Annotated in this window: 13 protein-coding genes; 6 read left to right on the forward strand and 7 right to left on the reverse strand. The window is 44.2% G+C overall.

The features are described 5' to 3' along the window. Window positions 1-79 precede the first annotated feature (79 nt). The gene (locus VRU48_RS01305; protein WP_330106127.1) at window positions 80-1495 is read right to left on the reverse strand and encodes an exonuclease domain-containing protein; all 1416 of its coding nucleotides are present in this window, start codon (window positions 1493-1495) and stop codon (window positions 80-82) included. A 421-nt stretch (window positions 1496-1916) separates the two neighbouring features. On the opposite strand from VRU48_RS01305, the gene VRU48_RS01310 reads away from it, so the two are divergent. Further along, window positions 1917-2429 (forward strand): hypothetical protein, encoded by a 513-nt coding sequence (locus VRU48_RS01310; RefSeq protein WP_330106128.1) that lies wholly within the window; start codon window positions 1917-1919, stop codon window positions 2427-2429. 60 nt (window positions 2430-2489) lie between these two features. On the opposite strand, the gene VRU48_RS01315 is transcribed toward VRU48_RS01310, so the two are convergent. The 3 genes from VRU48_RS01315 to VRU48_RS01325 form a co-directional block, all read right to left on the reverse strand. Then, window positions 2490-3155 carry a phosphatase PAP2 family protein gene (locus VRU48_RS01315; RefSeq protein ID WP_330106129.1) on the reverse strand — a complete coding sequence of 222 codons (666 nt, stop codon included), beginning with the start codon at window positions 3153-3155 and terminating at the stop codon, window positions 2490-2492. Between the two features lie 84 nt (window positions 3156-3239). Further along, the gene (locus VRU48_RS01320) at window positions 3240-5432 is read right to left on the reverse strand and encodes an alpha-galactosidase (protein ID WP_330106130.1); all 2193 of its coding nucleotides are present in this window, start codon (window positions 5430-5432) and stop codon (window positions 3240-3242) included. A gap of 18 nt (window positions 5433-5450) precedes the next feature. Further along, a complete protein-coding gene (locus tag VRU48_RS01325; RefSeq protein ID WP_330106131.1) occupies window positions 5451-6941 on the reverse strand; it encodes an alpha-L-fucosidase in 1491 nt (496 codons plus the stop codon). Window positions 6942-7252: 311 nt separating this feature from the next. Here VRU48_RS01325 and VRU48_RS01330 point away from each other — a divergent pair, with 311 nt between their 5' ends. After that, window positions 7253-8035, forward strand: a complete 783-nt coding sequence (locus tag VRU48_RS01330) for a helix-turn-helix domain-containing protein (protein ID WP_330106132.1) — start codon at window positions 7253-7255, stop codon at window positions 8033-8035. 54 nt (window positions 8036-8089) lie between these two features. On the opposite strand, the gene VRU48_RS01335 is transcribed toward VRU48_RS01330, so the two are convergent. Both VRU48_RS01335 and VRU48_RS01340 read right to left on the reverse strand, forming a co-directional pair. Further along, window positions 8090-8665 (reverse strand): hypothetical protein, encoded by a 576-nt coding sequence (locus tag VRU48_RS01335; protein ID WP_330106133.1) that lies wholly within the window; start codon window positions 8663-8665, stop codon window positions 8090-8092. After that, window positions 8662-8946: a hypothetical protein gene (locus tag VRU48_RS01340; protein ID WP_330106134.1), complete on the reverse strand. Its 285-nt coding sequence runs from the start codon at window positions 8944-8946 to the stop codon at window positions 8662-8664. Before VRU48_RS01340 ends, VRU48_RS01335 begins: the two co-directional genes overlap by 4 nt. A gap of 199 nt (window positions 8947-9145) precedes the next feature. Here VRU48_RS01340 and VRU48_RS01345 point away from each other — a divergent pair, with 199 nt between their 5' ends. The 4 genes from VRU48_RS01345 (at window position 9146) to VRU48_RS01360 (ending at window position 14962) form a co-directional block, all read left to right on the forward strand. Continuing rightward, entirely contained in the window at window positions 9146-9718 is a 573-nt protein-coding gene (locus VRU48_RS01345; RefSeq protein WP_330106135.1) for an RNA polymerase sigma-70 factor, read from the forward strand. An 82-nt stretch (window positions 9719-9800) separates the two neighbouring features. Beyond that, complete coding sequence (locus VRU48_RS01350) at window positions 9801-10766, forward strand: FecR domain-containing protein (protein WP_330106136.1); 966 nt, start codon at window positions 9801-9803, stop codon at window positions 10764-10766. A gap of 157 nt (window positions 10767-10923) precedes the next feature. Beyond that, a complete protein-coding gene (locus tag VRU48_RS01355) occupies window positions 10924-13716 on the forward strand; it encodes an outer membrane beta-barrel family protein (RefSeq protein ID WP_330106137.1) in 2793 nt (930 codons plus the stop codon). Between the two features lie 190 nt (window positions 13717-13906). Continuing rightward, window positions 13907-14962, forward strand: coding sequence for a patatin-like phospholipase family protein (locus VRU48_RS01360; RefSeq protein WP_330106138.1), 1056 nt, complete (start codon window positions 13907-13909; stop codon window positions 14960-14962). A 192-nt stretch (window positions 14963-15154) separates the two neighbouring features. Here the strand turns inward: VRU48_RS01360 and VRU48_RS01365 are convergent, their stop codons facing one another. After that, on the reverse strand, window positions 15155-15487 hold the full coding sequence (locus VRU48_RS01365) for a YegP family protein (RefSeq protein ID WP_330106139.1): 333 nt from the start codon (window positions 15485-15487) through the stop codon (window positions 15155-15157). Window positions 15488-15543: the final 56 nt, after the last annotated feature.

Here is a 15543-nt window from a genome sequence, read left to right on the forward strand (position 1 = left end):
CAAAGGTGTTATCTCTACTAAAAATGGTACTTTTTACTTTTTGTATATGTTTTTATGTCTTTATTTTGCTCAAAAATGGCTAAGTAAAGGTAAAATCTATGGCTTCGCTGTTTTGTTGGATGATAGTTAGCGGTATGGCCTTTGCCGGAAACCGGCTTTGGTGCGAGAGGATCAGGTTCATGATGTAATCGTTGGAAGGATAGGGCTCCATGGCTGATTTAAGGCTTTCCAAATCGTTTACGTCGGCATAGTTAGCAATATAGCCCATTCCGTAAAATTTACCTTTTTCTACCCAAATGCAGCTTTGCTCGTCGTCGGTACGGCCTTGGTCAACCAATATAAACGAGGGCAAAAGGTCTTGTAATTGTTTAATGGCCTGATCTACGCGATAATTGTAGTCTTCGGGCGCTTCCTCGCCAATACAGGCACCATTGCACTGTTCGCTGGCATGGTGCGTACAGGCTTCTTTTAGGGTTTGGATAAAGCAGAGTTTTTCGCAAAGCGAATGTTGAGCTACCAGCTTTCTCAATAGTTCATGTCCTTCGAGCAGGTAGTTGAAACTGTACAAGGCATGGCTGTCTTTGCGATGTTTGTCTATGCCTAAACGGATATAGCCATTTTGGTCTTCGAAATGATAGAGCGAATATTTTTGCTCAAAGCGCTTCATGGCGCGGTTGTTGGCTGGCCATAGTTTTTTGATTTCGCTGGCTTCTAAAATAAAAGCCATGAGCTCGGTGCCACAGCTCACAAAGTCGATGTGGAAAATGCTTTTCAGGAAATTTTGCCGTTGCTGGCTGATGCTGTGCCCCGTAAAATGCGTACAGACCCGTTTTTTAAGCTGTTTGGCCTTGCCCACATAAACCACTTTGCCTTTTTCGTTTTTAAAATAATAAACGCCAGGTGTGTTGGGCAGCTTGTCTATGGCTTCGCGCAACAAATTAGGAGGCAAAACCTGTTCGCGCGAACCTTTCTTCAACGTATCGGCAATTACGCCAGCCTGGTCTTCGTTTACAATCATGCCCAATAGTGTAGCCGTAGCTTCGGCATCGCCGGCTGCCCGGTGGCGGTTGTTGATGGTAATATTCAGGGCTTTGCACAATCTGCCCAGACTATAGGAAGCCAAGCCTGGAAAAACCTTGCGACTTAGTCTAACGGTGCAGAGTTTTTTTACCTGTAACTGGTGGCCACAGGCTTCGAGGTGATGGCGCACAAAGGAGTAATCGAAATTGACGTTATGCGCCACAAAAATCTTGTCGTGCAGCAATTCGTAAATATGATCGGCCACTTCCCTGAAATCGGGTGCATCGGCCACCATATCATCATTAATGCCGGTTAGGGCCTGGATGTGCATCGGAATGGGCTGATGCGGATTGATGAGTGTTTCGAAACTGTCTACCACTTCTTCACCATTGTGAATGTATATGGCAATTTCTGTAATGCCATGTGCGGCGGCATAGCCTCCGGTGGTTTCAATATCGACAACTGCGTATAACATTTTTGATTTGTGTGGAAACAAATATATGCTAAAAAAATTAGTAAATCAAGTGTAGGATTAAAGAACAAAACCTAAAGTTGTTCGAGCCGATTATGGCAAGGGCCAATAAAAAAATCAAATGGAACATACTAAAGTGTTTATTCAAGCGTCTATATATCGAGAGCGTTAATTTAGATGACGGGGATAGGGCTTAGGCCTTCTATCTCCGTCTCTTTTTTAGAGCTATTCGGAGTAAAAAAAAGATTTTAATTTTTGCGATAATTAGAAAAAATAACCGTCTATTTGTTGCGAGAGCGTTAATTTAGATAACGGGGATGGGACTTCTAGTCTTGTCCCCGTTTCTTTTTAGGCATAAAATACACATTATTAGGTATTTTGTTGTTCATCAGCTGTGCCTATCTTCACTGTTCATTATCAAAGTATGCAACAGAAAACCATTGCCTTTTTGTTTTTTATGTCGTTTTTATTGTTCTCTTTTGCCTGGGAGCGTGTAGAAATAGACCCAAACGTGTCGATAGCCTTTCCCAAAAAGCCCGAAAAGAAAATCATCGATGGCAAGGAAATTTGGATAGCCGAGCTCGATTCGACAGTCAATATGTTTGTTATCGTTACCGATTTCGAAAAACAGGGTGTTGATGCAAGTATGATGGCCGAATTGCTTAAAAAGGAAAAGACCTACACAGATTTGAAGAATGGATTTGTGCTGGGGGCCGGCAATGCGGTTGCGCTTAAGGATTCGATCTGTACTTTTAAAGGCAAGCCTGCCTACTATATTAAAATGGATATGCGAGGCGAGAAAGAAGACTTGAACAAGTCGCAATTAATGAATGTTTTTGTGGGGGCCAAAATGTATGGGCTTTGGTTTTTGGAAAAAAACGGCACCAACCATGAGGCTGAAAAGCTCAAATTTTGGAATTCGTTGGTTGTCAAATAAAGAAAAAATCAGTTGTTGTACAATAAAGTTTCTAAACGAACGTCTATATATTCGAGAGCGTTAATTTAGATGACGGGGATGAGGCTTAGCTTTATCCCCGTTTCTTTTTTTAAAATACAGCCAGCAAAGCGGAAACAGGCAGATCAGCCCCAAAATAAATCCTCCCAAAGTATCGGTAAACCAATGGGCGCCCAAATAAATCCTGGAAGGGGCAATCATAATCACCAAAAAAGCCGAGATCACCGTAACCACGCGACGTGTGGCTTGGGGAATGTTTTTTAAATGGCGCATCAAAATAATGAGGAAGCCAAAAAAGAGCACATAAGAAAGCACATGTCCGCTCGGAAAGCTCTGAAAACGGTTTATTTCTACCAAGCGCACATAGAATTCGGTTGGACGGGGGCGGTTTACGTAGTTTTTGACCACCAAGATGAGCAATCCCGAAAAAAGGATCTGGGCAATGAAAAAAGCTTCACGTTTGTATTTGTAGTAATAAAAAATCAGCGCCACTATAATCACCGATAACAGGGAATAGGGCAGTTCACCAAAGAAACTGATGGCCAGCATGATTTTATCCAGGGCATCGGAATGGTATTTTTGTACGGCCAGCGAAATTTCGAGGTCGAATTTTGGAATCGGATGGTGGGCCACAAAAATACTGAGCCAAACAAAACAGGCAATCAGCACAAAAAGTACGGTTAAGAGTAGGTTTCGTTTATACTGCATCAGAACTGGTGTTTAGCCAAAGCTAATCATTTATACCGAAGCTATAGAACCGAAAACTTCAACCTGCGGTTTTAACATTGGTTTTTATTCGACCGTTATCCATTGATAGGCTTCGGCTTGCAACGTAATTGGAATGGTAATTTCGTAGTTCCGGTTAAGCTTGTACGGTTTTTGCGGACCGCCGTTGATGCTGATTTTGGCACTTTGGGTTAAGCCGGTATAATAAAGCGGTACTTTTACAGTACGGGTTATTTTTTCCTTCAGCGGATTAAACACCATGAGCAATGCTTTTTGTTTGAGCTGCGGATTGACATGAAGCCAGCCATCCCAGTCGCGGCCATCGGCCCTGCGCAAGTGAATGAGATCGCTGTTTAAGATTTCACGGTATTTTTTGTACCAATTGATAACTTCGACTACGGTTTTTCTGGTTTCTTCGGTATCGTACAGGCGAGGACCCCGGTAACAGGCCTGCACGCCGGCACCGTAATATTGCATCATCAGTTGCTTATAATCGGAAAGATGTTCGGCCAAAGGTTCTAAAATGGCTTCGGGACCGCCACCTTGGTATTTGGTTAAAGGCACAAAACCCCAGCTCATGGATGGTGTTTTTTCCCAATTGCCGTCAAAGATGTTTTGCCTGTTTAATATTTTCTGCTGTTCGCGGGGCAAAGAGAAGTTAACTTCGCGGTAGCCTAACGAAACCTTATTGGTGCCATCTAATAGGTACCAGTCGGGCGCATTGATGTAAATACCGTTTTCGTTGCACCACCTGTACAGTTCCTTTTGTATTTCCATTTGTTTCCACTGCGAATCGTCTTTTCCCGTATGGCCCGGATGCGTAGTCGATGCGCAAATGTCGCCTGGGTAGGGGCCGTCGTTTTCCCAGATGTTGAAACCTGTTTTGCTTAAAAAATATTTGATTTTGTCGCGGTAGCCCAAGCCCCATTTGCTGCCAAAACATGGAGCGTTGCCGAAGAACGAGCCTCCAATTTTTCCGGTTTTGGGGTTAACCACATCGTCTTCCTCGCTAATATGGCGCGAGCTAAAAAGCGAATAGCTGCCAATTAGTATGCCTTTGCTGTGTGCAAAATCGGCTATTTTTTTCCAATGGCTAATGTTTTTGGCCGTGGTGTCTTCCATGTTGCAGTGGCTGCCAAAGCTCATGATCAAAGCCTCGTAGCCGGTGTTGGCGCATTGTGTTATGGCATTCCATACTTCGTCGTCGTTTTTGCTGACCAGGTGCATGAAAATCGGGTTTTGCGTGGTCCATGGCGCAATGGTGCGATACATTTTCCGGATCATCAATCCCTTTCTTTCACGGTCGTAGGTATCGATCAGCAGTTCGTGCGTACGGATCGAATTCAATGTTTCGTTGGGCATTAACGTAAGTCCGGGGGCATTCTCGGGATAGATTTCCAATAAAACCGGGCTTTTGTAATCGTAGTTTACCTGCGAAGTGTAAGTCGTGTCTTTATGCCAATGCGTGGTTTGATCGCTAATTTCGTACTGCATGGAGTTGTTAAAGGCATAGTTCGATTCGATATAAATGCCATGCTGTTTCTTCATTTGAGCTTCGGTGCCTACTACGGCGCTTTCCTCGTCAACAATCCCTAAAACTTCATTTATCACACGATCTATTTTAATGGCTTGGCTGCTGTTGTTCTGCACAGAGAGCCATTTGACGATGAGCGGCAGGCCATCATAAAGCTCGTAATGTATGGTTATTACGATGTCTTTTAAGGCCGGGTTGGTGCTTTCCAGCTCAAAAGACAGGTGTTTGCCTGTAGCCTGTTTGCGGTTCAATGTCCAAGTGTTGGGTTTCCAGTGCAGATAAGGCTTGATGTTTTCGATCTTGAAATTTTTGTAAACAAAATCCGCCTGGCCATGCAGCTGTTTCGTCCATTGGGGCAGGTAATAAGCATTTTCGGTTTGTCCGTAAAGCCCACCTACTTGGTAAACCTTGCCATTGATGGTGATTTTTGCTTCGGGCTTTGGCGAACGCAACAATTGCTGGCCGTTGCTCATATTCTTGTAATCAATGCAGGCCAAGCCTGGCGATAGGGCAAATTCGCGCCTCACATAGCCGTTGTACAGGATAATTCCCTGTTTGTTGGCCGTGTAATAAATGCCGGCCTTTTGTGCGTTTGGTGCAACCAGCCAATCGGTCTGGCTCTGCTTTTCTATAGCTGCGGTGTAGGGCAGGGGTGTTTCTTGGGCCTGTAAGCCTGAAAAATGGAAAACCAAGCAGGCAATGATCAATATTTTGTTAAAGTTCATGGGTAAAAGTAGATGAGCTTATTTTTCGGCTTTATAAATTACACATATTTCGTTGATGCCTGGTGGCGCTGTAGCTTTTAGCACTTTGAAACGGAGTTTGGCGGCTTTATAGTGCTGAGCTAAACGGATTACTTTGCAATCGCCCATAGGCTCGTCGCCGAGGTAAATGGTTTGCCACTGTCCATCTTGCAAAATGTCTACGCTGTACTGCTGGATGCGGGGCGCCCTGATTTGCGAAAAGCCATCTGCCAGTTCCTTGGTATCCTGATATTCGAAAATGCTGATTTTATTGAAGGCCTGGCTTGGGGCGAGTTCCATTTCTACGCTGGCCAAAGTATCTTTCGAGAGCCATTTGCTGTCTAGTTTGCCATCGTTAATGGCGTTTGCTTCCAAGCGCTTGCCTTTTTCTTCGCTGGTGCTGGTAGCGGTTGCCGGGCGATTAAAAGAAATAAACTGGCCGTTTTTGGGCAGGGGTTTATTTGCCGAGAGGCCCAATCTTTTGCCCAAGCCAATCACTGCATCGGCTTCGTAGGCCCTGATACGACCGGTTTGATCGGGCGGCACATTGATAACGAGGCTATTGTCGTTGTCGGTGCACCAATAAAAAAGCTCTTCCAGCTCATCAAGATCTCTGGTAGGCAATTGCGCCGATTTCTGGAACCAATTCCAGCGCTTGCTCAAGCACAGCGTATGTTCAAAAGGCAGGTAATACGACTGGCCGTTGTGCAGGTACTGTTTTTTGTCGAATTTGGTAATGAGCTTAGGATCCCAAAGCCTGAAATCGGAAGGGAAATACTGGAAAAAATATTTGTTGTCTTCGGTCATGTTCGAGGGCAACGTGAAGTTTCTTTTCCCTGCGGTGCTTTCAATGGTGTGGTTTACGCTGACGGCACAGGCTGGGTTGTATTTTTTGACCAGTTTGTAAATCTGGTCGATGCCCCAATCGTTAGGTTTCCTGTCCCAGCCGCCATCAAGCCACAGCTCGCAAATATTGCCATAATTGCTAAACAGTTCGGTTAACTGGTTCAGCATGTAGTCTATGTATTTTTGAGGATTTTTGTCTTTGTAGCTTGGTTCGTGCCTGTCCCACAGCGAATAATAAATGGCAAACTGTATGCCGTACTTTTTGCAGGCATCGGCCACGGCTTTAACCACATCGGTTTTTACCGGCGATGAAGCTACATCATAATCAGTGTATTTGCTGTTCCACAAGCAAAAGCCATCATGGTGCTTGGTAATGAGCAGTACATACCTAAAACCGGCTTCCTTTGCTGTGCGTACCCACTGCTCGGGATCGAGCTTGCTGGGGTTGTAGCTCGAAGCGGGCAAAGTGCCGTCAGACCATTCGGTTTCGTTAAAGGTGTTGATGCCGAAATGGATAAACATGCCATAGCCACGTTTAATCATTGCTTTTTGTGCCAGGTTGGGCTTCGTATCGGGAAGTTGCTGTTGTGCCCAGCCATTATTCAGGGCAAACAAGAGCAAGAAAAACAGAGAGATTTTTTTCATAGGATAGGTGTTGGTTGGCTATGGACAATAGGTTTGGCAATTTTTAAAGTTAGGCGCATAAATGTTGAAATACTAGAAATAAATTTGCGTTTTATGGTTTTATATTAGCTATTTTAGTAATTATAGGTATGATTTATGGTAATTATGGCTCTTTCTTGCTATAATTGGCCAAGTGTTATATTTAATGGCCAGTGCGCATGAAACCTGTTTTTGCTAAAATATTAGAAGGTTCAGAAAACGAAGTCTACAAGACTAAGGTCGTAGACAGTCCATATTTTTCAACAACGTTCCATTTTCATGTCGAATGCCAGATGAGCTATATCGTGGAGAGCAGCGGACGAAGGATTATTGGCGATAGCATAGATACGTTTGAACACGACGAACTTACGTTTATTGGCGCTAACCTGCCTCATGTTTGGCATAACGACGAGCGGTATTTTGAGGCGGTAGAGCCTTCGTCGCACGCGCGTTCGGTAACCTTGTTTTTCGATGCCGATAAATTGATAACGGCTTTTGAGGGCATGGTAACCATGCAGAAACTCAAATCCATCCTGCAAATTGCCCAACGGGGAATGAAATTTTTTGGGCAGACCAAAGAGAAGCTCAAAGCGCTGCTGTTGCAACTGGCTGCTGAAGAGGAAGGCTTTGAACGGATGATTTTATTGCTTAAAATCCTCGACACCCTGTCTAATGCCGAAGAATATGAATTGTTGTCTGGTTTGGGCTATACCAATAACTACCAGCTTAAAGACAACGACCGCATGGATAAGGTATTCAAATACGTGTTTGCCAATTTTTCGGCCGATATACACCTTGATACCGTATCGGCGCTCATCAACATGAACAAACAGGCATTTTGCCGCTATTTTAAGAACCGTACGCAAAAAACCTTTGTCGAATTTGTAAACGAGGTACGTATCAGCCACGCCTGTAAGCTCATGGCCGATGGCGAACAGCAGATCAGCAGCCTGGCCTATGCCTGTGGCTTTAACAGCCTCTCTAATTTTAACCGCTTTTTTAGGGAAGCCAAAGGCCTTACCCCGCGCGAATACAAGAAAATAATGGCCGATAATAAATTGGCCGCTTATCAATAGTTTTGGAGTCGATTTATAAATAAAAGCCCCAATTGCAGGGCCTTTATTTGGCTTTTATTGAGCGTTATTCCATATCGTTGCCGGAATGGCATCTTCGCAGGGGCATTTGGTCTTGTTTACGATAATCAGCTTAATAGACGACGAAACCTGTGTGGCATATTCTTTAAAGCCCTCGTCGTTCATGGTACTTCTGGCGTAAGCGGCGGCCGCGCAAAACGACCAAAGCTGTGCATCTTTTTTATCGGTCAGCATTTTGGCTTTATAGCGCTCGGCCATAGCCGAATAGGTTTTGTATTGCTCGCTATTGGTGTTCGTGCTGGTACTGCTCAGTTTAAGGGTGTAACGGCTGCTCGAAACGTTGGCTTTGAAAGTCTGTATGGTTTGCGGATCCATTACCTCGATGCGGTAGTCTATTTTTGAAGCTGGGTGGATAAAGCTGAAAATATTATCGGCTACTTTTGTATAAACAGACGTCCGGTTAGGTTCAATTAAGGTCAGGCTGCTGTTTTCAAAATTGATGGTTACCGTGTAATAGCCATCAGCGGTGGTATATTGGCCTGAAGTTGGCTTGATTTGTGCCTTTGCTGTACTACATACGGCAATGAAGGCTAAGATGAAGAGCGTTCTCATGGGCATTGTGCTTTTTTACTGTTGGCATCGGCAAAGTTGTTGGCATCGTTGCAGCCATAGGTGCGGGCATAATATTCCCAATTCTTTTTGCAGGCGGCAGAAAGCCTATTTGGAATTTCGATGTTGTATTTTTTGCCGGTAGGACAAGTGTAGCTGTAGGTGTAGGTAGAATTGTCAACCTTTTTGGTTTCTTCTTCGGGTTTTTCTTCAAAGAGCTCGCAGCCCATTGCCAGCACTGGAAGTGCAAAGGCAAAGAATAAAAATTTTTTAGTTTGTTCCATGTTCCGATTAATTGTTTGCCAAAACTAACCGTATCGCAACAGCGGGTAAATACTCAATTTTAGGTATTTTTTGCATAAAATTCATTTAAAGCTAAATAGAGGAGGGTATGCGATGGCTGTTAGGGCGATGGATGGGATAAGACCAAAGTTGATTAGAAAAAATACGGCTTAATGCTATATTTGTTTCAGATCAAACAGGATGCGATTAAATACCTTAACCGATAAGCAGCTCGTTGGGTTGCTGAAAGAAGACAACCGTGATGCCTTTACTGAAATCTACAACAGGTACAGCAAGGATTTGGCGCGCTATACGGTGGCCAGTTCGAGGCTGCACGATTTGGACGAAGCCAGTGACATTTTGCACGACCTGTTTGTATGGCTATGGGAGAGGAGGCAACAGCTGGATGCCGAAATGCACCTTAAAAGCTACCTATATGCGGCAACCCGCCACCGGATTATCGATCATATCAGAAAAAACAGCCATCATCAGCGTTATGCGGCCTTTTTGCAGGCCTTAGCCACCAGCTATGCCCAAAGTGCCGATCAGCAACTCGAAGCCAAGGAACTGCAAAAAACATTGGAAGATTCATTGGCCAAGTTGTCGCCACGCATCCAAGAAATTTATCGCTTAAGCAGACACGAGCACCTCAGCGTAAAACAAATAGCCGAAAAGCTGGGTATTACTGAGCAAACGGTCAAAAACCAATTGACCACGGCGCTCAAGTACCTGAAAGAAGCCCTGCCGGTACTGGCTTTTTTGTTGATGAAGTAGCCCGATTTTCGGGACGGCTAAATTTTTTTCATTTTCTCATAGTACCCATGCTAACTTCAAGCGCTCATAAGGAAAGGCGTTTATGAAAATTGATCAATTATTAGACAGGTACCTTAAAGGCGAGGCGAGTTTGGAAGAACAACAGCTGGTTGAACAGTGGTTGGAAAATCCGGATCAGGCCGCTACGGTTTGGGATGAGCTCGGTGCGAGCAACCAAGACGAATGGCTGCAAAAGCTCTATTGCAGGATAAGCAATACCATTGGTGCCGAAAACAAAAAGATAATCAAATTTAAGAGCTGGTTGAAAGTGGCGATAGCCAGCGCGGCCGTATTGGCTGGCTTCTTGCTGACTTTGTTGCTCTGGCCTAAGCAAAAACAACCTGTAGCTATTGCCAGCTGGACTACCGTTAGCGCAGCCCTAGGCGAAAAACACTACGTGATGCTGGAAGACAGCAGCAGCGTATGGCTCAATGGTGGCGCAAGCATCAGGTACAATACTGCCCCGGGCCATAAAAACAGGGAAGTATACCTCAGTGGTGAAGCTTATTTTGATGTTAAACATCTTCCACAAAGGCCTTTTATGGTGCATACAGGCAAAATAACCACTACTGTATTGGGCACCGCCTTTAACATCAGTGCCGATAAATTGGGTAGCCAGGTAAAGGTTGCCGTAACTCGTGGCAAGGTACAGGTTGCCAAAGCCGGCGAAGTATTAGGACTGTTAACGCCTAATCAGCAAATTGTTTATGAGCAGCGGCGTCAAAGCTATGTGCAAAGCCATATAGCTACCGAAGTAGTACTGGACTGGCTGCCTGATGACCTCTATTTTGATAACACCACTTTTGGCGAAGCCGCGCTTGCCCTAGCAAAGCAATACAATGTGCAAATCAAGTTTGGCAACGAAAAGCTGAAAAACTGTCGCTTTACCGGCACAATCAAAAAAGACAAAACCCTGGATCAGGCCCTCAGGGTGATATGCGAGTTTAACAAGGCCACTTACAAGATCAAAAACAATACCGTTGCCATTTTCGGTGCCGGATGCGAATAACCAACTTAGCTAAAACACGAACCAGAAAAGAAGATAGAAACCCCGAAAAGGGATGGCAAGGCCATAAAAAACTGCGAACCGACGGCAATCGGCCCGCAGGCTTCCTGAAAACAGGATGTTTTAAATCATTTTGACAATCAATAAAACTTTTAAAAATATGAAATTTTCTGCAAAACAGCAGCAAGGTTTGGCTTGGCATAGCGCAGATTCGCTCCGCTTTGTTCCGCCTTTTATCATACAATTTATGCGCATTAGCTTATTAATATTTGTTTTTTCATTTGTTGGACTGCAATTGCTTTTTGGCTTGACACTTAAAAGCCAGGATATCAAAGCAACGCCGGTAACAGTGGGACTGAACAACGAACCGATACACAAAGCGCTCAAAAGAATAGAGAAACAAACCCAGTTCCGCTTTTTTTATAGAAAAGACGATATCAAGGCCATGCCTATTTTAAGCCTGCCTCCAGCAAGTAGGACCGTAGAGCAAACCTTGGACGAGATTTTTCAGCAAAGCGATTTTACGTTTAGACAAGTAGAGGACAACATCCTGATCGAAAAGAAAAAAACAGATCAGGTAGCCGAACGGAGGTTTACAGGCAAGGTTTTTATAGAAAATACCAAAGACCCCGCCATGTACGTGCTTGTAGAGCTTTTAAATAAAACCGATTCGGCACTGATTGGCCACGGCTATACCGATACTACGGGTACCTACAATATTTCGGCCAAGCAGGCTACGGCAATGATATTACGCGTTTCGGGCTTGGGCTATCAGGTTTATAGCAGAGAGCTGCGCGATTCGGGCGAGCGGGTCAATGTAGAGCCCGTTTATTTGAAGCCGAGCATCAACAACCTCAAGGAGGTAACCATTTCTTCATCAAAACCCTTAATTCAACGCAAATCAGATCGTTTTGTGGTGAATGTAGCCAATAGCAGCCTGAGCATCAACAACACGGTTTGGGATGTGCTTAAACAGGTGCCTTTGGTTAATGCCGACGATAATGGTTCTTTGTCTATTTCTGCCAAGCAGGGTGCTATCGTCTATATCAACGGACGCAAATCGAACCTAAGTGGCCAGGCCTTGTTCAACTATCTCAAAAGCCTGCCAAGCACCACACTGAGCGATATAGAAATTGTGACTACACCCGGTAGCGAGTTTGATGCATCGGGCAATGCCGGAATACTGAATATTGTGTTCAAAAAGCGCGAAAGCGATGGATATCAAGGCTCTCTAGCCTTAACAGACCGTCAGGCTACCTATAATTCGCAACAGGTTAGCGGTGCATTCAACTACCGCCAAAAAAGTCTGGGCATTAATGTTACGCCTTACCTTAACCGCGACAGGAAGTTCATTGCCGAAAGACATGATTTCGATTTTAGGGGCGCGGCCACCAATCAGATTTTAAATTTGTCGGCATTGGATAGAGACGAATTCCGTACTTACTATGGAGGTAATTTGGGCGTAGAATATGGTATTGGCAAAAAACAGGTGCTGGCGGCTACGCTCAACTATAATCCGAACCATCAGACTTTAAATTGGATCAACAACAACAGCTTTATCGACAAAACAACCAATCAAATCGATTCGAGCTTCGTTTTTACCAACAACAGCAAGATCAAAGGCCATTCGTTAGATGCCGGCCTCAACTATAGTTTCGACCTCGATACCTTGGGGCAGAGCTTAACGGCCAGTGCCGATTATTTCGAATACAGCAATAACACCAACCAGCGCACTTATGCCACGGTTGTGGAAACCAACGAAGTAAGGCGAAACGAAATTGCGGTTTTACCACAGCAGATTAAAAACTACACTTTTGCGCTCGATTATAAATTGCCCATCGGTAGCCAAATCAAGCTGAAATTGGGAGCAAGATCATTTAATACGGCTACCGAAAACAACCTTTATTATGCCGTAGCCAACGCAAGTGGCATTTATGTAAAAGACGAATTGCGAAGCACCAACTACGCCTACAACGAGCATATCAATGCGGCTTATGCCAGTGCCGATTTTAGCCTGGGCAAGCAATGGGGCCTAACCACGGGGCTAAGGCTCGAACAATCGAGTACCAAAGGCATAGAAACCACCAAAAATGAAGTAGCGGTAGATAAAGATTACCTGAATTTGTTTCCTACGCTGGCTATTAGTTATGCGCCAAATACGAACCATAATTTTTCGTATACCCTTTCCAAAAGGATAGAACGTCCTGATTTTTGGCAGCTTAACAACCTGAGGGTTTATCATAACCCTACGCAGTATGCCGAAGGAAACCCTTTTCTGCAATCGTCTTATATTTTAAAGAACGAATTGAGCTATACCTTAAAAGGCGCTTATATCTTTTTGCTCAGCCATGCCCATATTACCAATAGCTTTTCGCAGTTCTTGCTGGCCAACAACAACAATAATATTACCAGGATTGTTTGGCTCAACTATGGAACCGGCAATATAGCCGACTTTACCTTTATTGCCAATTTTAAAATGGGCAGGTACATCAAATCGTCGCTTACATTGGCCGGCAACTACACCCGCTACAAAGGACAGGCAGCCGATGAGCTGATTGACAACAGCGGTTTTTCGGGAAGCGTTAAAATGAACAATTCGATTATCCTTTCGCAAAAGGGCCAGTTTTCGGCCTTTGTTAACCTCAACTATCTCGCACCCGTTGTGGCCGATATTGGCGAAGGCAGCAGGGGTAAAGCCAGGGGAGATCTTGGCATCGGCTTCAGAAAAACGGTGCGACAGTTTGTGTTTACGCTATCAGGTGCCGATCTGCTCAAAACATCGGCTAACAAATCGATTATTAATTCGAGATACGTCATTACCAACAACAACAATTATTGGGATGCCAGAAGCGTTTCTTTCAACATCAGGTATAATTTTGGCAACAGCAAGCTCAAAAAGAACAAACCTACCGAAAATGCGGCGCAGGAAATCATTCAGCGTACCAGCATCTAGCCATTTGTAGGTTAACAGGAGAAGGCCAGCGAACAATCGTTGGCTTTTTTGTTTGGATAGCAAAATCCCATCAAAAGCATCGTTTTCAGCTCCGTAATACATTAATTACCTAAGAAATGACTTTTTAAGGAGCAAAGGGCTTCGCAATAAAAAATAAGTAGGCTATATTTACCCTTAGGCCAAATAGCTTATGAAAAAAATACTTTCTATTGATGGTGGCGGGATAAGAGGCATCATACCCGGGATGTTGCTCGTAGCGCTCGAAGACAAATTGAAGCAGGAGAGCAAAAATCCCGATGCGGCCATTGTAGACTATTTCGATTTTTTTGCCGGAACCAGTACCGGTGGCATTTTGACTTGTTTGTTGCTCTGTCCATCGGAAGACCACCCAACCCGACCTAAATTTTCGGCGAGGGCTGCCCTGGATCTTTACCTCGAACATGGCAACGAAATCTTTAAAATGAGCCTGCTTAAACGCATCAGAGCCAAGCTGGGTTTAGCTGGCGAACGCTACAACAGCCAGGTTTTTGAAGGCATCCTGAAAAAGTATTTTGGTCATACCAAGCTAAGCCAGCTCATTAAGCCCTGCATCATCAGTGCCTATAACATCGAGTTGCGCAAAACGCATTTTTTCAGACAGCAAACAGCCATTACTCGTGGCGAGAGCCGGGATTTTTACCTGAAAGACGTATGCAGGGCCACTTCGGCAGCGCCTACCTATTTTAGCGTGGCCGAAATCTATTCGCTGGCCAATGTGCGCTATCCCTTGTTAGATGGTGGTGTTTTTGCTACCAATCCGGCGTTAAGCGGACTGATCGAAGTAACCAAAGCCTACAACCAGACCAAAATAAACGATATCCATTTGTTTTCTTTGGGCACAGGCCGTTCAAGAAGGTCGTACGATTACGATCATTTTAAAAAGAGCAGTGCCATGGCCATAGTACCTGCACTGATCGACATTATGATGAGCGGCGTAGCCGAAACCAGCGATTTTTTTCTGGAACAGCTTTTCCACTCGGTAGGGAAGGAAAAAAACTACATCCGTATAGAACCCGATAGCTTAGAAAGCATCAAGGAAGGTTTAGATGCGGCCAATCCATCCAACATTAAAAAATTGGTAGCTCTTGGCGACAGAACCGTTAGCGAGAACGATTTATTGCTCACCCAAATAGCCTGCTTCCTGATCGAAGAAGAAAAGCGCAGCACCAGCAAAATGCCCTGGGATTTTTTGAAACACCGTAATTAGGCTTGCAGTTGGCAATGCTCGGTTGACAGTTGCCGGTTTTCAGTTGGCAGTTCTCAATTTTCAGTTCACAGCCAAGCCTTGCCAACAATTTAGCCATTAGCCATTTAAACAATTAAGCCGTTTAACAATCGAACAATTGAACCATTTAACAATAGCAGCAATTGAACAATGGCCAACAATTAAAACAATCAACTAAGAAACCTGCTCTTCAACCGTAGCGTCGGGTGCATTTTTCTTAACCGATTCGATTCCGTTGTCCCTTCCCGAAGTGCTTTCGTACATCTGGCTGTTGCCAATAATCTCGCCATTGCCGGCTTTCAGTACGAAGTAATGCTTGTCGTTGGTTGAGGTTTTCCTTTCGTAACGGTTATCGTCGGGCGAATTTTTTTTAACCGATTCGATCCCATTGTTGCAGGAAGCCTTGCTTGAGTAGCCCTGACTTGTTAAAATGATTTCGCCATTTCCAGCTTTAAGATTAAACTGAAAATCTCCATTGCTTCTGGTTGAGATGACAAATTTTCCCATAGCTCTAGTTTTTAAAAGGTAAGTTTTCCAATTAAAAGTAAAAAAATAAGTGCTAA

This window comes from Pedobacter albus, from assembly GCF_036324255.1.
Lineage (GTDB): Bacteria > Bacteroidota > Bacteroidia > Sphingobacteriales > Sphingobacteriaceae > Pedobacter > Pedobacter albus.